Here is an 18,194-nt window from a genome sequence, read left to right as displayed (position 1 = left end):
GGGGCTTACAGTACGTTTAACAATTGTTCTTTAATCTTTTCCAGTTCTTCCTTCATCCCAACAACCAGCTGCTGTATCTGGGCATCATTGGCCTTTGCGCCCATGGTATTGATCTCCCGGCCAATCTCCTGCGAGATGAAACCCAGTTTTTTCCCATTGGCGTCTTTTCCTTTTAAGGTTTCGAGAAAATAGTCGCAATGGCTTTTCAGTCGGATCTTTTCTTCAGTAATGTCCAGTTTATCAATGTAATAGATCAGCTCTTGTTCCAGGCGGTTCTGGTCTACATTTACCTTGCCCACGTTTTCTTCCAGAAACTGGTTCAGCCTGTTTTTGATCTGGGGAATCCTCAGTGGTTCCAGTACTTCGATCTGGCTAAAAAAGTCAAGTATGTTTTTGATCCTTAATTCCAGGTCGGCCTTCAGTACGGCACCTTCCATCTCCCTGAACTGGTTAAAGTTTGCCAGGGCCTTGTTAAAGGTCTCGAAAAGAATGTTCCAGTCGTTTTCACTCACTTCGTCCTCAACATAACTGATCACATCCGGAAAATTCAGAACTGCCTGCAAAAGGTTATTGGAGTTTGCGCCCAGGTTCACATTAATGTCTTCCAGTTGCCTGTAATATTTGCTGAGCAGTGCTGCATTAATAGTTGCTCCCTTGAGTGCTTCTTCCCCTTTCTCCAGGTTAATGGAAACGCTCACTTTTCCGCGCTCCAGCTCTTTGCTGCAAATGTTACGCAAAAGCAATTCCTTATCTGAAAAGGCTTTTGGGAGCTTTAGATTCAATTCTAAAAACTTACTGTTGAGGGATTTTATCTCTACTGCAAATTTTACATTTTCATGATCTGCAGAGGCCAGGCCGTATCCTGTCATTGATTTTATCATGTGCAAAGATATAATTTATTGCGTTTTCATTTCCATTTAACTTTTTTTAACTAAGGGAATTGCTCAACAATGGTTAGTTTTACAATAATTTTTATCTGGAATGAAATTTAACCACCTACATATTTTCCTGTTTTTGGCAGTTTTCTTAACTGCCATGCCTGCTGTTTTTGCCCAGGATTTTTTGCTGGGCGGTGTGGTCTCTGAAAGAGGGACTACAAACCGGATTGCGGGGGCACAGGTAACCAATAAGCGAAACGGTTTCAGGGTAAATAGCAGTGATTTTGGATTATTTCAGATCAGGGCCAGTGTAGGAGATACCCTTTTGGTTACCAAAATGAATTTTTCGGATGCAGAGGTTGTGGTGTCGGCCGCTAAGGATATGCTAATTTATCTGACGGGAAGCCAGATGCTAAAGGAAGTGAACATTAAAGGACAAACCAAGAAGCAGGAACTGGACGATATGAAAAGGGAATACCGGAACAAGGGCTCTTTTTATCAGGGTAAGCCGCCCTTTCTTTCTTTTCTGTTCAAACCTTTAACAGCCGTATATGAACTGTTTGGCCGTACACCCAAAAATGCGAGACGCTTTGGCCGCTTTTATGAAACAGAATTACAGCAAACGCATATTGATGGTTTGTTTAATGAATTTCTGATCCAGAGTAATACCGACCTTAAAGGTAAAGACCTGGAGCAGTTTATGTTGGATTACCGGCCTGAATACGAGAAATCCAAGAACTGGGCACAGTATGATGCCATTAAATACATCAGGGATTCTTATAAAAAATATACAGATACCTTAAGAAAGAATTGAATATTTATCAGATAGAAAGGGCCTCACATGCTTTTTCAGCAGCCAGTTTTTCCGCGTTTTTCTTGTTATAGTCTCTTCCAACACCATAACTTTCCCCTTCAATCACAGCACGGATGGTAAACAACTTGGCACTTTCACCTTCTTCATTTTCCATCATATCAAAGGTAATATCTTTGCCATGGCGCTGACACCATTCAATCAGCTTACTTTTGAAATTAGTCTCTGTAAGTTCGAGGGTGTGAATGTCGATATAAGGCTTAACGATTCTTTTAAGCAGAAATTCCCGGGTAAAATTATAACCTTTATCCAGGTATATTGCGCCAATTAATGCTTCAAAAGCATCTCCAAGCATAGAATGGTGCTTGGTTTGTACATTTACAGCTTTATGATCAAATACAATTAGCTGATCAAAGCCCATCTTTCTGGCAAGTTGGTTCAGATTGGCCCTGTTTACAATTTTAGAGCGCATTTCTGTCAAAAAACCTTCTTCTTTGTAGGGGTAACTTTTGAAAAGCAGTTCGGCTATTACCGAACCCAGAACAGCATCTCCCAGAAATTCAAGACGCTCATTGCTGCTTCTGCTTCCATTCTTTAAGACTTTTGCCACAGACCTATGCCTGAATGCCATTTTATACAAAATTGCATTTCCCGGCACAAAGCCTAAGATGTTTTTCAACTTTCTTATAAAATCCTTATCAGAAGAAAGATAAAGCTTATACAGGTCAAATAATGGCATTAATTCCTAAACAATTAAAGAAAGCGACTTGCTGTAGCTTTCACATAAAGCGACTTATTCTTCGTATTTTTTGAATATCACAGACGCATTATGACCACCAAAACCAAATGTATTGCTCTGAGCAGCACGAATGGTGCGTTTTTGCGCCTTGTTAAAAGTGAAATTTAGTTTTGGATCACACTCAGGATCATCGTTAAAATGGTTGATCGTTGGCGGAACAATATCGTTTTTTACAGCAAGTATTGCCGCAATAGCTTCAACTGCACCGGCGGCACCTAATAAGTGGCCTGTCATAGACTTTGTAGAACTGATATTCAGTTTATATGCATTTTCTCCAAACAAATCTACAATAGCCCTGCTTTCAGAGATATCCCCTAGCGGGGTAGAAGTTCCATGTACATTGATGTAATCAATGTCAGCAGTGGTTAATCCGGCATCATTTAGGGCATTTTGCATTACCATTCTTGCACCTAATCCCTGTGGGTGCGGTGCAGTAATGTGATTGGCGTCGGCACTCATACCACCGCCGACCAGTTCGGCATAAATTTTTGCACCACGTTTTTTTGCGTGCTCCAGTTCTTCCAGGATAATGGTTCCGGCTCCTTCTCCTGCAACAAAACCATCGCGATCTTTATCAAATGGTCTGGATGCAGTTTTTGGGTCGTCATTTCGGGTAGAAAGGGCGTGCATTGCATTAAAACCGCCAATTCCTGCTTCATTAATGATTGCTTCCGAACCGCCGCTGATGATAATATCGCACATATTCAACCGAATATAATTGTATGCATCAATCATTGCATTGGTAGAGGAGGCACAGGCAGAAACTGTGGCGAAGTTTGGTCCCCTTAACCCATATTTTATGGATATATGGCCGGGAACAATGTCAATAATTACTTTTGGAATGAAAAATGGATTGATCCGAGGAGTTCCATCGCCCAGGAAAAAAGCTTTCATCTCATCCTGAAACGTTTTAAAACCACCGATACCTGAACCCCAGATTACACCAATCCGATTGGTGTCTAGCTGGGAAAAGTCGAAATTTCCATCCTTTACAGCTTCCTCTGTAGATACTAAAGCGTATTGAACAAATGGATCTAATTTACGCGCTTCTTTCTTGTCCAGGAAATCTTCAGGATTGAAGTTTTTGACCTCACAAGCAAACTTTGTTTTAAATTTAGCCGGGTCAAAACCTGTAATAGGGCCAGCGCCACTCACCCCATTGATAAGGCCATCCCAGAATTCCGGAATGGTATTACCAATTGGAGTGAGCGCACCTAACCCTGTAACTACTACTCTTTTTAATTCCATTTATACGGATTATACGGAAACCGTATTTTTTACTTAACGTTTTTCTCTAAGTAAGCAATTGCTTGACCAACTGTACCAATGGTCTCAGCCTGATCATCAGGGATTGCTACATTGAATTCTTTTTCAAACTCCATAATAAGTTCTACTGTATCTAAAGAATCCGCACCCAAGTCGTTAGTGAAAGAAGCTTCTGGTGTAACTTCGTTTTCATCCACACCTAATTTTTCAACGATAATAGCCTTAACTCTTGAAGCAATATCAGACATAATGTTATAATTTAATGGTTAAATAATTCAGTGCAAAGAAAAATAAATATTTACACTTTTCAAATGTTTTTATTTCTGTACCAATTTTAATGTTTTTATTTTGAACATCAATGTAAAATTAGTTTTATAATTTCGTATTTCCGTAAAATATTCTGTTTTGAACAAAACTTATTTAAAACTTTCATTAGACCTTGACTTCGTTTTAATTGCCATCACCGCTTCTTTAAAAGATTACGTGCTTTGCCATAAAATCAATACCAGACTGAATTTTGGCTTTGAAAAGATTGAAGATCATGAGGTTTATTTCAATATTGACGAGTCTCCTTTATCCTTTTCCAAATATTATTTTTTTGTAGAACAAGGCGAAATAGAATATTACATTATCAGCAACAGAAACGCCGAAGGTTTTTTAATTCCCGAGATGAACAAGGTCGATTTTTTCATGATTATTCACCAGTATATTGACAGGGAAGACCTGAATTTTATCCTCTCTGGATTGAATAAACTCCCTGATATTCAGGTTGCTGCGCAGATAGATCCATTGAAGTTAAAGTCGAAAGAGAATTTAGTAATGTAAATTTTATATTGAAGGTGTACAAAATACACTATATTTGAATTTACATAACCAAACAGATAACTTTAATAAATCAGACTGGCATCGGTTTTCTGTATCAAAAAAAAACGCTCGTTTTGTTGGTCTGTAATAAAATTTAAATAACTCAATGAAACCATTTCATTCTAGAACAAAAATCGTAGCCACATTAGGCCCGGCCTCAGCTAAACCAGACGTTTTATATAGTATGTTTAATGCAGGTCTGGACGTTTGCCGCTTAAACTTTTCTCATGGTTCGCAGGCAGATCACCAGGAAGTCCTGGATACCATTCGCAGCATCAATAAAAAGCACAACTATAATGTTGGGATTCTTGCTGATTTACAGGGGCCTAAGATAAGGATTGGTATGGTTAAGGATGGTGGAATCCAATTGGTTAACGGAGCAAAGACCATCATCACCACTAAAGAGTGTATTGGTAACGAGGAACGCATTTATATTACTTATGAATCTTTCCCGAAAGATGTTAAGGCCGGTGAGATCATTTTGTTGGATGACGGTAAGCTGCAGATGCGGGTTCTGGAAACAAATCTTGCCGATGAAGTGGTTTGCGAAGTTGTTCATGGCGGAATCCTTACTTCCAGAAAAGGGGTAAACCTGCCTAATACTAAAGTATCAATTCCTTCACTTACTATTGAGGATCGTAAAAATCTTGAATTTGTTCTCGAAAACGATGTAGAATGGATCGGCCTTTCTTTTGTTCGTAATGCAGAAGACATTATAGAGCTGAAGAATATCATTAAAGAAAGAGGTAAAACAGCAAGGGTAATTGCTAAAATTGAGAAACCAGAGGCCATAGCAAATATAGATGAGATTGTTGCCGTATCGGATGGTATTATGGTTGCAAGGGGCGATCTGGGTGTAGAAATGCCGATGGAAGAAGTGCCTTTACTGCAAAAAATGATCGTTCAAAAATGCCGCGCCGCATCTAAACCGGTTATTATAGCTACCCAGATGCTCGAAAGTATGATCACCACACCAAGGCCAACACGTGCAGAGGTGAATGACGTGGCCAATTCGGTACTTGATGGAGCAGACGCAGTAATGCTGAGTGGTGAAACTTCTGTTGGCGAATTTCCGCTGATTGTGATTGAGACGATGCAGAAGATCATTCAGAATATAGAGCAAAACAATTATCCTTTCCATCCTGAAAAATTCCTTAAGCCAAAATCTGAGAGCTTTCTGAGTGATGCCATTTGCGATACCGCCTGTTTCCTATCTAAACAGACCAATGCCGTTGGAATTGTTTCGATGACGCTAAGCGGTTATACTGCTTTCGAAATTTCCAGTCACAGGCCCAAAGCGCTTACCTATATTTTTACAAGTAATAGGTCGCTGCTCAATACTTTGAGCCTTTTATGGGGTGTTCAGGGCTTCTATTATGATAAGTTTGAGAGTACTGACGAGACCATTCAGGATGTGAATGATTTGCTTAAAAAGCTTAAAATGGTAAAAAAAGGTGATGTAATTATCAATACTGCAGCCATTCCTATGGAACGTAAGGGTAAAACAAACATGTTAAAAGTTACCGTTATCGATTAATATTCCTTTGGATTCAAAATTTTTTCTACTTTTGCAATCCGAAAAACGGAGAGTTGTCCGAGTGGTCGAAGGAGCACGCCTGGAAAGTGTGTATACTCCAAAAGGGTATCGAGAGTTCGAATCTCTCACTCTCCGCTGATAGGAAAGTCAGGTATTAGAAAAAAGCGTTATTCATGACACTTTTTTTTCCGGCCTGAAAATCGCGGTTTAAACGTGGTTTTGGGCATGGGTTCAGGTTCCTGGCTCTCCGCAGAAAAGGTTTAAGCGGAATATTGACAAAAATTCATTCGTGCGTCTTTCGTGACTCACGCGCTTTTTAAAACCAAAAACCGCCATGGTGGCGAAATGGAGGACAGGGTTCGAATCCCTCTTCCTCCGCTTCACATCTTAGCGGAAAAGCTATTAAATCGCTGAAAGCTTGTAAATACCAGTATTTACAGGCTTTTTTTCATTTCCATATACTCATAAAACTTACGGAATCAAGTGAAACTAATATGCGTAATTCGTGCGTCCTCTAATTTAAAGAAAAAGACGCACGGGAAATGATGTAAGTTATTGATTTACAACATGTATTGTGCTGGTTCATCTTGATAGAAAGCGACATCAATCAGATTTTTGTACAACTTAATTTGATTGATTATGATGGAAAGAAGTTTTGGTCTGCTTTATTATTTGAAGCAACCTAAAAATGTAAGTGCCAAAGAAAGATTTATTTATTGCAGGATCACCGTAGATGGCATTCCTAAAGAGTTTTCGACAAAGCGAAAATGTTCCATTTCGAAATGGAATCAGGATTGTGGCAGAATGGAAGGGAGTAGTCAGGAGGCGAAGTCTTTAAATGCTTATCTCGATTCTGTGACGAATGCTGTTTACAAAGCCAAAAAGCAGTTGTTAGATGAGGACAAATCTGTGACTGCTGAAGCGATCCGAAATGTTGTCCTGGGCATTGAAGAAGAAAAGTACATGCTGATGGAAATTTATGGACGCTACAATTCGAAGGCTCGTACGTTAGTCGGATTGGACTATGTGAAGGAAACTGTGGATAGATTTGACCGTATAGCCAGGATAGTAGGCAGATTCATCAGGGCTTTTTACAAGGTTGATGATTTAGAACTGCGTCGATTGGATTATGAATTTATTGACGAACTGGCCAACTATATTCGCGTGGTTCAGGGTTGTAGCAAAAATACGACGCAAAGATATCTGGCAACTTTTAAGTCAGTAATTATTGACTGTAAAAGAAAGGGGTGGATTCAGACTGATCCGTTTGCTGAATTTTCGATGAAAAAGGAGGAAGTAGAAGTAAAGCCATTATCAGCTAATGAGCTGGAGCGACTTCAAAAAGAAATCTTCAGTTGCGATCGCTTAAATTCGGTTAGGGATGTGTTCGTTTTTTGCTGCTATACAGGACTTGCGTATGCTGATTTAAAGAGGTTAAGCTGGGCAGATATATCGAAAGGTGAGAACGGTGATCGATGGATCAGAATAAAGCGGAAAAAGACCGGCACATTAAGCGTCATTCCTTTACTGCCAATGGCGAGAAGAATTTTGTTTTTACATGGGATGAAGCGTAAATGCCGGGCTTCGGGAAAGGCTCTTATGGTGTTAAGTAATCAGAAAATGAATGCATATTTGAAAGAAATAGGAGATTTGTGCGGGTTCAAACATGATGTTCACGCGCATATGGCTAGGCATACATTTGCCACTACAGTAGCTTTAGCAAATGGCGTTTCAATAGAGAGCGTTTCAAGGATGCTCGGTCATAAATCCATAAGACAAACTCAGCACTACGCAAAGGTTCTGGATAAAAAGTTGGCAGAGGATATGGCAAAGCTGCGCACGAAACTTGCATCAAAAAGCAAGCTTGTCGATCAGATGCAGCCTAAAATATCTAAGTCGTTAAAAAATATTGTTATGTGTCAGCCAGTTCAGCTGAATTTTTCAAGCTTCAAAGGCCGGGCATAAATGGGAGGCCGGTAGAACCGAGTTGTCGGGGGTACCGGCCTTTTTTTATATTTAGCAGTAGCATTTTGTAAGGAGGAAATAGTTGATGATATTTGCTAATATAATTAGTAAACAATGAGATTTAATTTACATAAGGGACAGGTATTTCGTATTTCTTCCAACTTGGCGCAAAAATATGAAACGATATTCGGGCAATTTTCATTCTTGGCGGAAGTCGTCGCGGTAGGTGAATACCGATCCTGGGGCACCAGTAATATCGTGACAAGGGATTTGACATTGACGGTTAAGGACTGGGGCACGGAACCATACGGTCAGCCGAAATGGTTTGTCTGTCATTGCCTCGCCCTTGGGCATGACAAGTATGGTGATCCTGAACTCAATTATTCACCGAACCTGATTCAGGGTAAGGGTCAGTGGTATGTTCCCGATCTGATGAAATGGCAGGAACGCTTTTCTGAACTGTGGCAACATGGCCTGGTAGAGTTAGTTATCAAATAGGTTGTTGATCTTAGCCGGGGGCCGTCAATCAGTGCAAAAACCAGCATGGCATCCCGAACCGGTTCCAAAGAAAAAATCCAATTGCAAACCGAGGCGAGCGATCTCAATCAGGGAGTATTTTTCTTTAAAAGTCCTATTTAAGATAGATTCCTGTACTGCTGCCCATTTCATGATGTCGGGATTGGTATCATAGTTTTTGCGCAATTGTTGTTCGTGTTTCCAGAAGCAGTTTTGACAGTTGGAATCAGCAGGGAACCGGATTGATTTATTCCTCCAAAAGCTTTGAACATGGTGATGAAATACCTTGTTGTCGATTAATGGGAATTGCGGCACGCGCCATATTATTTCCATCCAACGGTGTATCCAGGTGTTCGAGCCTTCCCGAAACTCGCAGTGTGTCGGGAATTTCATCGTGTCAGATAACCGGTTTGCCCGGCTCGCCTCGTCGTACCGATAGCCGATTCTCATTGCGATCGGCAGATCGGTGTACATGTAAAGAAACTCAAATATCGGCATCACTTTCAGTACGGTCGTACAAAAACGTTTGTTGATGTTGGGAATCGCGCATTTCACCCGGAGCATTTCTTCCCAGCCCATCCCTCGGAGCCAAATGATTTCCCGCCCGATCAGCTGTTCCAGATCAAATATAACCTGGATTGTCGCAGGATCTTCAGACGTGGCGACGAACTCCTTTTGATGGGGACAGTACTTTTGCAAACGATCGTTAACCATCTGTTTCAGTTTCTTATCTATTTTGTTGCCCGCGTTATGGTCGTCAATACATACAAGGGAAAATAGTTCGAAGTCTGCGGGATGATGAAAGGCCAGGTAGCTGCTGGTTTTACCACCAGACAGGCTGTTTGCTGTTTTCATATACACTTGTTTTATGCAAGGTGGAATTAGTGAGTTCCGACGGAGAATTAAAGTAAGGGGGAGCGATTTGCTCCCCCTAAAATTCAGGCTCTATCAATCGAAAACCCGGTTGATCGTGCCGTCCATGGGGTTGAATTCTACCTGGTTATAACTCCGGTAACGCCCACGTTTAATTACAATTCTGTCGTGCTCATCGTGTGTAAGCACGCCGGTTGCCGATAAAAAAATCCGGATGCTATGATCCGACTTTTCGTAGTTAATGTGCTTGGCGCTTTCAAGTACATGCTTGTGGCCAATGGTCTCGCCCTCCCCGAGGACGATCCGTTTTGATTTGTGTTTGTACATAATGAACCGATTTTAGGTTTCAGAAAAAATTAATTCGAGGTACTGTTCTTTTTTCAGGTGATAAGAGGGAACCGGTTGAGAATTGTCGGATTCTTCGACAACAATGATGTCCCCCTGCCGGAATATCCGTTTGGGGTTGGTAATATCTATCCGGATCGTCCAGGCAATTGCCTGTATGGCATCCGGTTTCCGATTATTAGCAGAAGTCAGTTCTCCACTCATGGCAGCTTCCTCCGGGACGTAAATCCAAAACTCCCGCTGGGTTGTCGTGCACCAGCAACGCACGGCGTATATCGCTTGTGGTCTGCGCCATGACCAACCCGTTTCAAAAAGCTTTTCGTCTCTGATGCGGTACAATTCATAAATGTCTTCAAATACATGTTCGTAGGCCTTATTATTCCCATCCCACCTGGTTCGTGTCTTAGAAATAACCTGCCTGTCCAGCATTTCGGGTTGTAGCTTTTGAAAAAGATTGGCGACACCGATGCAATCGAACATTACCCGGCGGCGCTCTGTGTTCTTTTCCGAAAGTGCAGCCTCTACCGTTACCGGCTTTATTGTTTCCCATACTTCGGCTACAAAATCCCCGAGTTCCTTCAGGCCGGAATGGGCATTAATTACGTCACGCTGGAAATGTTTAACTGTCTCAAATTTTGTTTTCCAAAGCGAAAGGGCCTCACTTAATGTGAAGCCCTTCAAGCCCGATACGCAGTATTCGGCTTCTTTCAATTTTGTTAGATTCATGATCTTAAATTTTATAATAGTGGTACAATTATTCGTTTGGATTCGGTTTGCCATTTCGTGTAATCAAAACTGGTGATCTCATAAACTCTCACTTTGCCGCGTTTTTTAAAATCCATGAAATCCAATTCAATATTGTCCCATACACCGTTAAATTCTTCGAGTTGATGGATTTCGTGATTGAACCGAGATTCTAGAATTTTGGCATAAGCATCTTGCCATGTCTCATGCGCAGTGGACAAGGGTCCGTTGTTGAGCTGTAAATTAATGGTGACTGACCCCCCGAATGAGTGTTCGGATTCGAGATGAATCAACATTTTATCAAACCATATCGTTGATGGAATTTCAACTGGGAGTTTACAGTCGCATGAATCATGCTCATCTTCGGAATATTCATCCTGCCCTTCAAAGCACTTGGTCTTGGGGTTGTAAACCACTTCGCCCCTTGCGGTAAAATCTCCGTCAAACGATCCGTATCCCATGACATCTGCCACGCATTTGATAATCTTTTCCTGAGACGGATCTGGTGAATCGATTGGCTTGCCATCTATTGTAAAATCGAACCATCCTGAATCACTTCCACCTTCCCATGTTACTGCCAATTCTCTTCCAAGCTTCACCAGCTCATCGCAGTAAGCAATCATTGTTTTTTCTTTCATGTTTTTAGTCTTTTGATTGTTGTTTAATTTGAGTTAAGAGTGATCTGTCGCTATGTCTTGGGTTATTAAACCAGGTGCGCTGCTCTTCGGAGAGTTCAAACCGGATGCAGCCTAACCAGTCCTGTATCGTGGGTACTTTCCCGTTGTGATCCTCCCGGCAATGCTCGTAGAGAATGTCTCTTGTAGACATTTGTTCACCGGTTACCGTGTTGGTCACTGTATCTCCGATCAGTTCGGTAAGTATGTGTATGAACCAGACGTTATGGGAAAAAAGCCGGTGCTGGGTTGCAGGAAAAAACAATTTGGAACTATCCATCAGTTTGTGCAGATGCAGCGTGTCCTCCGTCGAGCACCTGAATTTTCTGGCGCTTAACAGCGCGTGGTCGTAGTAGTGCATAATATTTAGAATTAATGATAAGTAAGTAAGCGCGCAGGTTTGCGGCTGTTTTTAATCTGGGTCAGTAAGGTTTCAGGCCTCGTATGGGTGAAGGGTCAGCGTATCGCACCCTGACTTTTTCTCGCCAGAAACACTGAGCAACTTCTTTGTCATAAGGCAGTTGAAGATATTGGAACAACGCCCCAAGGAAAGTACCTAGATCCAGATCTTCCTCGAGGTAGGCATATTTGGAATCCCGGTAGGAAAAAGAAGTGATATCCTTGGTTATTTTAAGTTCGGTTAATAATGCATGTGAAACCTGTAACCAGCCATGACCGGGATCCTGATGAAACCAAAATGTCATTTGCGTTACGGTCTGAAGATCAAGTTCGTCATGTGACATGTTCAAAGTATTTAATTGGGTTTTACAAATAAGCCCGCATATGCAGCGGGCCGTTTATTCTTTGAAATCAGGGGATATTTCCCGCATGCCGTCTGGAGTATCGTACTGCATGGAAATGCGATTTCCCGCCCACGTACCCAGGTATGGGTTTTCATTTGGAAAGTCACCCCCACCGCGTCCGTTGCCAGAGCATGTCAGCAGCGGCAAAGGATGGATCGCCCAATTATCTTCCGTATCGACGATCGTTGCCACGTCAACAAATTCCCCTTTGGTGTGATTGACAAGGTATTGCGCACAAGGGCCGTCAGGGATTACCGGACGGATTTTTTCAAACGGGGTGTTTTTATCACGGGAAGCGAAATGAAAAAGTGTCATTTTGCAATCCACTTCCGGGAATTCATCCAGGAAAAGGCCTTCATCCATGTAAGCGCCAGCCCATACGATTCTGGACCGGTACCACAGGCCTCCTGGTATAAGATTGCCGGCTACGGTGCCAACAAAACTGTTCCCAATCCATGAATGTTCCATCAGTTGCAACCCGCTTCCGTATTCGTGTGCAAACAGGTACTGGCGCTTGTCCAGGTTTACCGGGAGATAAAATTGTCCCATATTCTTAAGATTTAGGTTTAACGTTTCGGCCTGCTAGGCCATCTTCAGTGCCGGGAGCATACCGGCAGACGTTTGTTTACTCAGTTAGCGATTGGTAGGGACAGGTCAACCAACCCGTTGTCTCTGGTGCCAGAGCACGCACCAGGCTGGTGATGCGGATGTGCAGGTTGTTTTAATTGGAATGGGGGCACCTTTAACGCCGAGAAGGGACGTTCCGGTAGTTTAAAAAAGCAGCGATTGCATTGACAGTACGAGGTTGGAAATGCTACCGGCTAATTCGGGAGCCACCCAATCGCCGGTCTTTCAAATGATATATTGAAGGGTAAGCGGGCGGCTACTACCACGGCCGCCCGCTGACAGGTCATTCTGGTTTTATCTCGAATACCAGGATTGGCGAGTAGAGCCAGATATCGCGTTCTTCGCGAATTGTAAATTGTGGGAACCCTTTAAGCTTGTTAAGTTGGTCAATCGTCATGGGCTGGCACCAGTAAACAGGTACGTAATGATAGTCATCTTCAAATGATAATTTAGTAACCTGCTGAATGGTCTGGAACAAATTCTCCGGGAGATTCTCTTTGATGATCACTACCTCGGGTAAGTGCTCAGAATAGGGGCGGCCATAGCCGTCGCTCTTCACAATGGTTTCGGCCTGCTCTTTGAGCAGCCTTTTCCTGCGGCGTTTTATTTGCGGAATACCTGATAGGTCGGCACCCTCTTTGGTTTTCCATACTCGAGATTCGATGTTTGCGTGAATTGCACAATGTGCGCGTAAAACACCTCGATGCGAAAACCAAATTGTTAAGACCGATTTGCTACTGGTCAGTACAACATCGTGCAAAGATATACCGCTGTCCAAGCCTCCCGAATAGCTGATGTAGCCGCTGTTGCTGAGGTGAAAAGAACCATTTTCGCAGGTTTGCGCAAAACTATCGTGTATGTGGCAGAAATAAACCGTTTGCCCGTCAGGCAGTTGCAAGGAATCCCCCACACTTGGTCTGTGCAAAGAATGGCTCTTTGTATAGGCCTTACTGAACTCCACAAGCAATTCAAAGTCTTTGGCCACAGACCGTTCATCGAAGGCTCCCGTATAGATCAGATAGTTGTCATTGTACTTGTTTAACTCAGCTAAGGTACTGGCGCTGCTTGTCAGTTCTTTTTTTTGCGAATTTTCCATAACATAGTGTTTGTTCGTCTAACGACTGTTAAAAAAAGAAGGACTTCCCAGGGAAGCCCTATTTAAGTTGAAGGGTAGATGCCAGATACAGGCTCATAAAAATCTAACAGGAATAATCTTTTATAACATTATTTGCATGATTATCTATCAATATGCACTGATGGTTATAAGCTTTTGCTTTCGCTTCCTGCAAGTCGTTGGTGAACAACAGATCTTCACAGGCCATTTCATCATATACCCTGTAGAGTGGCAACCGGGCGTTGTTTTCTTGACTTTCGATCGGGGCCTTCCCGTTGTTTTTTGTTGCGTTCATATCACATTGGTTTACTTTGCGTTTCGGCCTGCTGGGCCATCATCAGTGCCGGGAGCATACCGGCAGACGCTTTTTTTACTCGGGTAGCCGGACGGTTGGGACATGTCTACCAACCCGCTTTCTCCGATGCTGAGCACGTACTAGGCTATTTGCTGTTCGGGTCACCCATAAGCTCATGTTTCCACTGGAATAACTCGGTGACTAGGCTATCCGTCATGGTGGCGGTACCGGAGCAGGACTGGCCTACTTCCTTAACCGTGCAAAGCAGAGTCCTTACCGGCAGACGATTGCAGAAACTTTTGCGCAAAAAAATACTAGCCCGCCGCCGCCCAACTTGCCTAGCGGGGCGGCACCAGGCGGGCATGGAGATTTTTTTGTGCAAACCGCTGGCAAGGCTGCGAGAGTCGCAGCCGCAGAGTTTCTGCAACCGGATGACTGTAAGGAGCTTTGCAAAAGGTTAAGGGAGTAAAGGGCAGTACAATAAGGTGCCATATGCGGATGGCCGGCATCGAAGATTCTGGAAACACCGCGTGTGGGCCCGGATAGAGAATAGCCGGATTGCGACAGTTGGGGGCTGTTGGTGGGCATGGGGAACGTGGCAGCTGAGCAAATGGGTAGAGTCAGATTGGCTAAACCAATGAAATTAAATTCACAAGTAATTTTTTATATTCGTCCATTGCGAGTTGAATTGGAGTGCCTAGGGCATCCTCATTCCGTTTTAATTGGTTTTCCCCGCGAGATCCCCTAAACGTAGTTAGAGATCGAATTGAAAACTGATAGAAATGTGTGGGCAATAAGATTGAGGTGGTAACCATGAGTTGAAATTAACTAGTGCATAACATTGGTTAACCAGAAAACGTTTTTCTTTCGCGGTTCAAAAACGACAAAAATGGAAGAATTCATCAATTCCGAACAGGTGCCCCAAGCCAATTATCCGGTATATATTTATGATAGCGAATCCTGCTGTATAGAAAATGGAGAGTTAACTTACGACGAATATTGCAAATTTGAGCTGCTATTTTACACGGGAATGGCAGGGTCAATAACGCTTGAAGAGGTTGACTATCCGGAAGAAGAGCAGTATTTAGCTGATGACAGAAAACCTCTGGTTCGCTATAGCGAAGGAGCTATGTTTATCGCCACAGATTCTTTTAATTATTGTGGTTTGCACCACGAACAAGAATTTGGTGGAGAATTGGAAAAAGTTGCAGAAATGAAATCACTTGTTGCGGAATTGGGTATCGCAAAGGCCTTAATAGTTCGCAGTAGCAAGACGATATACACTGTAATAAATGCGAGCCAGACTGCCACTGAACGAAAGCCGAGGGCTGGTAACTTTGCACCCGAAAAATTGCTTTCTAATTTTTCATTTAGAGGTACCGGCACAAACTGCGCATACTTGATAAAATATACTTCCGGATCAGCTGTCGTCCATGATACGACTAAGTTGACTGATACAGCAGTTGAAAATTGGTGGAACGGTTTCTGGAGGGCTTGTGAATCGAGTTTCAGCTTATCCGATGATGGTACAGAAGTTAGAGTTATTAAGGCCTATGACGAACAGGATTTTTATTTTGCCTGTGAACAATATTCGTTCTGTACCGTAATTTTTAAGGGGGAGAAAGCGGGACAAATCGCAGTGCCCGATCGTGTGTTGGCCTGGGTAACATCGGTTGGTATTAACTATGCATTTATCTGCCGCACACAACCAAACGTGTATGTTGTAGTTGATAATAGCACGCAGTATGCGTCGAAACTGGAGAAGCTCAGAATGCAATTGAGGCATCTGATATGACGGAAATTTGACCCACCGCTAACCAAATAAAACGTAACTTTTAACTATGATTAAGTCAAGGAAATTTTCAGTTAAGGATATCGTGAGTATCGCATTAAACCGAAATTTTTCGGATAACGTGGATGACGCTATCAACCTATGCAGCTTTATGTTGCAGCAAGAATTAATCAACGTATAGATGATTCAGGCCGTCCCAATTTGCAGGGCCGAAATATTGAGTCAATTCCCGTTTCTCGCAGAATTAGATGAAAATGCTTCGGTTGAAGCTGTTTTTTCATGGATAGAAATACACCCCGAACGAGCGTATTTTGTAAAAGCGATCGAAGAAAGGAATTTCAAAATGAAGTCACCATTTGAAATTGTAAAGGAAGTGTGCGAGGATAAACAAAATTAACAGGAACACAAAGAAATTAAACTTGGCCTGCCATTACTCACCAGTTTCTGCAATCTGCGTCGGCCATATGGCACCATTCCCCCTGGAACCAGATTTCGCTCCATTCCCCCGGGGAAAGTACCAGTATTTCATCCGGTTTCAGTTCAGTTATAAGTTTGGGTGGTGCAATTGGTTTTGGATGGATCATAAAGCGGCAGGTAATCCGCACGGTTACAAGCAAGTGTTTTCCGCGACGCACTACCCTGTAGACCCATTTTTTTGGGTCGCCTTGCTTTCGGATGGCCTGGGTTATGTTCCTGCGTTTAATTGGCATTCGTATTTTTCAGTAAGTTACGGAGTGCAAAATAATTCGGATCTTCATCAGTGATCCGGCCAATTTCAAGCTGGCGAAGGGGACTTTCGATTTTTTTGTTGCAATTGAGTATATCGGCATAGAGATGGAACACCATGAATTTGCTGCCAAAACATTGCCCGGATGTCAAAGGTGCGAGAACGGCATCATTTCCATAGAAATTTATCCAGCTGATTTTTTTGGGATGCTCAGGTAATTGGTCAATCCGGTTTTCCAGGGTATCAAGTGCTGCTTCTGGTATTTTAATTATGAAAAGATGGATTTGTTCCAGAAATTGCTGAAGCCGGTTTTCAATGGGGTTTTCCGGCCGCTTGCTGTATAAAAAATCAAAAGCTATAAATTCTTTTCTGGCTTCGTCCAGGGATATATAGGTAGGTATCTGGAAATTGTCTTTCGAGGTTTGATTAACCAGTAAATGATATTGTTTCTGGGCAAGGGCCCCCAAAAGAAAAACCTCATTGTTCATTTGATGGATTTTTGCCATTGGATGTATGCGTATTTACTCGTTAGATGTAAAAACGATTCCGAAGGGTGAACAATTAATCAATTATGTGGATTTTTGGTGAGAGCGGGACGTCGGCAAAAGAAAAACCATAGTAACGTGAAGTATCCATTACACTCCAGTCGATATTTCCGCGCATTAAATTTAGCAAACGTAGCGCCATTTCATTAACGATACTTCGGTGCACACCCTCTCCAGCAATGCTTTTCCAACTCGAAAGAAATTCCAACACATCGTTGTTGTGTTTCCGTACAGTCTCTGCTATCGCCCGTCTTAGGCTAAGGCCCTGTTCGGCCTGGATCAGCATGACCAGGTTGTGAACCCCTCCATGCTCGAGCTCTTTTGCGAGGCTGAACAAATCATTAGCCCAGCATATGGTATCCCGGCACTTTTCAACCATAGTATAGATCTGGGGGAGTTCCATGATTTCACCTGGTAAATGAAGGTCCGGATAGGCAAATTCAATAGCATCTGTCGCAATGTTCGCAGCGCCAAGATATTGCCGGAGTTGTATGTATTCCGCTATCGTTATCCTTTTGCCTTCCACAAGGTTCGCATTTTCCCAAAAGGCGGCCCGGTACATCTGTTTGAGGCTTTCGGCGAATTTTCGCTGCCAGGCCAGAGATGAAAGCCGACGCATATCAGACCAGCAGTCGGTTAGAGCTTCAAAGGCTGGGTTTCCGCTGCCGGGAGGGAAATATAAATCTCCGGAAATGACACCCATAAACTGCTGTGCGAATTCCCGCCAAAAGCTTTGACTTTTCCGGTTACTTTCGTGGTCGAGTTCATCATCAGAAAGGAAAAGCAACGTAAAAAATTTGGAGAGGAGCACCAGGCGGGTGAGCGTAATTTTCGGATAGAAGCGGGCGGTCATGTGCACAAACCGCTGACTTTCATATTTTGCCAATAAATAATGTGGGATCAGTTTAAAACGAATGATCCATTCTCGAACCTGTAAAATTGCCTCATCTACAAAGGGCGAAATTGCAGTGTTTGCCGGGCAGTAGAGCTCCGGGATGCGGATAGGGTTCATCGGTTTT

23 protein-coding genes and 1 tRNA gene are annotated in these 18,194 nt (G+C 42.7%); 8 read left to right on the top strand and 16 right to left on the bottom strand.

Annotation, left to right across the window (positions count from 1 at the left end):
* Positions 1–5 precede the first annotated feature (5 nt).
* Positions 6–869 (bottom strand): YicC/YloC family endoribonuclease, encoded by an 864-nt coding sequence (locus ABIE26_RS14870; protein ID WP_310143399.1) that lies wholly within the window; start codon positions 867–869, stop codon positions 6–8.
* 112 nt (positions 870–981) lie between these two features.
* Between ABIE26_RS14870 and ABIE26_RS14865 the strand changes: the two genes are divergently transcribed.
* Entirely contained in the window at positions 982–1,692 is a 711-nt protein-coding gene (locus ABIE26_RS14865) for a hypothetical protein (protein WP_310141800.1), read from the top strand.
* A gap of 7 nt (positions 1,693–1,699) precedes the next feature.
* Here ABIE26_RS14865 and rnc read toward each other — a convergent pair whose 3' ends face one another.
* From rnc to ABIE26_RS14850, 3 genes are read right to left on the bottom strand one after another with little or no spacing between them, the layout of a single operon-like run.
* Positions 1,700–2,428 carry a ribonuclease III gene (rnc, locus tag ABIE26_RS14860; RefSeq protein WP_310141802.1) on the bottom strand — a complete coding sequence of 243 codons (729 nt, stop codon included), beginning with the start codon at positions 2,426–2,428 and terminating at the stop codon, positions 1,700–1,702.
* Positions 2,429–2,482: 54 nt separating this feature from the next.
* On the bottom strand, positions 2,483–3,736 hold the full coding sequence (gene fabF / locus ABIE26_RS14855; RefSeq protein ID WP_310141803.1) for a beta-ketoacyl-ACP synthase II: 1,254 nt from the start codon (positions 3,734–3,736) through the stop codon (positions 2,483–2,485).
* Positions 3,737–3,765: 29 nt separating this feature from the next.
* Positions 3,766–4,002, bottom strand: a complete 237-nt coding sequence (locus ABIE26_RS14850) for an acyl carrier protein (RefSeq protein ID WP_008241990.1) — start codon at positions 4,000–4,002, stop codon at positions 3,766–3,768.
* A 157-nt stretch (positions 4,003–4,159) separates the two neighbouring features.
* Here ABIE26_RS14850 and ABIE26_RS14845 point away from each other — a divergent pair, with 157 nt between their 5' ends.
* The 5 genes from ABIE26_RS14845 to ABIE26_RS14825 all read left to right on the top strand — a co-directional run bounded on the left by ABIE26_RS14845 (position 4,160) and on the right by ABIE26_RS14825 (position 8,618).
* Positions 4,160–4,579: an IPExxxVDY family protein gene (locus ABIE26_RS14845; protein ID WP_310141812.1), complete on the top strand. Its 420-nt coding sequence runs from the start codon at positions 4,160–4,162 to the stop codon at positions 4,577–4,579.
* 145 nt (positions 4,580–4,724) lie between these two features.
* The gene (gene pyk, locus ABIE26_RS14840) at positions 4,725–6,155 is read left to right on the top strand and encodes a pyruvate kinase (protein ID WP_310141814.1); all 1,431 of its coding nucleotides are present in this window, start codon (positions 4,725–4,727) and stop codon (positions 6,153–6,155) included.
* Positions 6,156–6,202: 47 nt separating this feature from the next.
* Positions 6,203–6,290, top strand: a tRNA-Ser gene (locus ABIE26_RS14835).
* 504 nt (positions 6,291–6,794) lie between these two features.
* Positions 6,795–8,120, top strand: a complete 1,326-nt coding sequence (locus ABIE26_RS14830) for a site-specific integrase (protein WP_354375991.1) — start codon at positions 6,795–6,797, stop codon at positions 8,118–8,120.
* A gap of 114 nt (positions 8,121–8,234) precedes the next feature.
* The gene (locus ABIE26_RS14825; protein ID WP_354375989.1) at positions 8,235–8,618 is read left to right on the top strand and encodes a hypothetical protein; all 384 of its coding nucleotides are present in this window, start codon (positions 8,235–8,237) and stop codon (positions 8,616–8,618) included.
* Between the two features lie 24 nt (positions 8,619–8,642).
* Here the strand turns inward: ABIE26_RS14825 and ABIE26_RS14820 are convergent, their stop codons facing one another.
* The 9 genes from ABIE26_RS14820 to ABIE26_RS14780 form a co-directional block, all read right to left on the bottom strand.
* A complete protein-coding gene (locus ABIE26_RS14820) occupies positions 8,643–9,491 on the bottom strand; it encodes a hypothetical protein (protein ID WP_354375987.1) in 849 nt (282 codons plus the stop codon).
* 93 nt (positions 9,492–9,584) lie between these two features.
* On the bottom strand, positions 9,585–9,836 hold the full coding sequence (locus tag ABIE26_RS14815; protein WP_354375985.1) for a hypothetical protein: 252 nt from the start codon (positions 9,834–9,836) through the stop codon (positions 9,585–9,587).
* Positions 9,837–9,848: 12 nt separating this feature from the next.
* Positions 9,849–10,580, bottom strand: coding sequence for a hypothetical protein (locus ABIE26_RS14810; protein WP_354375983.1), 732 nt, complete (start codon positions 10,578–10,580; stop codon positions 9,849–9,851).
* Positions 10,581–10,591: 11 nt separating this feature from the next.
* Entirely contained in the window at positions 10,592–11,236 is a 645-nt protein-coding gene (locus ABIE26_RS14805; protein WP_354375981.1) for a hypothetical protein, read from the bottom strand.
* 4 nt (positions 11,237–11,240) lie between these two features.
* A complete protein-coding gene (locus ABIE26_RS14800; protein ID WP_436410404.1) occupies positions 11,241–11,633 on the bottom strand; it encodes a DUF6915 family protein in 393 nt (130 codons plus the stop codon).
* A gap of 61 nt (positions 11,634–11,694) precedes the next feature.
* Entirely contained in the window at positions 11,695–12,015 is a 321-nt protein-coding gene (locus ABIE26_RS14795; protein ID WP_354375977.1) for a hypothetical protein, read from the bottom strand.
* Between the two features lie 54 nt (positions 12,016–12,069).
* Positions 12,070–12,624, bottom strand: coding sequence for a hypothetical protein (locus ABIE26_RS14790; RefSeq protein WP_354375975.1), 555 nt, complete (start codon positions 12,622–12,624; stop codon positions 12,070–12,072).
* 361 nt (positions 12,625–12,985) lie between these two features.
* Positions 12,986–13,798: a hypothetical protein gene (locus ABIE26_RS14785; RefSeq protein ID WP_354375973.1), complete on the bottom strand. Its 813-nt coding sequence runs from the start codon at positions 13,796–13,798 to the stop codon at positions 12,986–12,988.
* 103 nt (positions 13,799–13,901) lie between these two features.
* Positions 13,902–14,111, bottom strand: coding sequence for a hypothetical protein (locus ABIE26_RS14780; RefSeq protein WP_354375971.1), 210 nt, complete (start codon positions 14,109–14,111; stop codon positions 13,902–13,904).
* Between the two features lie 889 nt (positions 14,112–15,000).
* Here ABIE26_RS14780 and ABIE26_RS14775 point away from each other — a divergent pair.
* Both ABIE26_RS14775 and ABIE26_RS14770 read left to right on the top strand, forming a co-directional pair.
* Positions 15,001–15,906 carry a hypothetical protein gene (locus ABIE26_RS14775; RefSeq protein WP_354375969.1) on the top strand — a complete coding sequence of 302 codons (906 nt, stop codon included), beginning with the start codon at positions 15,001–15,003 and terminating at the stop codon, positions 15,904–15,906.
* Positions 15,907–16,084: 178 nt separating this feature from the next.
* Complete coding sequence (locus tag ABIE26_RS14770) at positions 16,085–16,300, top strand: hypothetical protein (protein ID WP_354375968.1); 216 nt, start codon at positions 16,085–16,087, stop codon at positions 16,298–16,300.
* A 37-nt stretch (positions 16,301–16,337) separates the two neighbouring features.
* Here the strand turns inward: ABIE26_RS14770 and ABIE26_RS14765 are convergent, their stop codons facing one another.
* The 3 genes from ABIE26_RS14765 to ABIE26_RS14755 are packed head-to-tail and all read right to left on the bottom strand — an operon-like array spanning position 16,338 to position 18,187.
* Positions 16,338–16,613 (bottom strand): hypothetical protein, encoded by a 276-nt coding sequence (locus tag ABIE26_RS14765; RefSeq protein WP_354375966.1) that lies wholly within the window; start codon positions 16,611–16,613, stop codon positions 16,338–16,340.
* Positions 16,603–17,136 (bottom strand): hypothetical protein, encoded by a 534-nt coding sequence (locus tag ABIE26_RS14760; RefSeq protein WP_354375965.1) that lies wholly within the window; start codon positions 17,134–17,136, stop codon positions 16,603–16,605. Before ABIE26_RS14760 ends, ABIE26_RS14765 begins: the two co-directional genes overlap by 11 nt.
* A 55-nt stretch (positions 17,137–17,191) precedes the next feature.
* Positions 17,192–18,187 (bottom strand): terpene synthase family protein, encoded by a 996-nt coding sequence (locus tag ABIE26_RS14755; RefSeq protein ID WP_354375963.1) that lies wholly within the window; start codon positions 18,185–18,187, stop codon positions 17,192–17,194.
* Positions 18,188–18,194: the final 7 nt, after the last annotated feature.

The organism is Pedobacter africanus (assembly GCF_040548825.1).
Taxonomy (GTDB): Bacteria; Bacteroidota; Bacteroidia; order Sphingobacteriales; family Sphingobacteriaceae; genus Pedobacter; species Pedobacter africanus_A.
The sequence above is the reverse complement of the archived record's forward strand: the minus strand, read 5'-3'. Positions and strand labels throughout refer to the sequence as shown.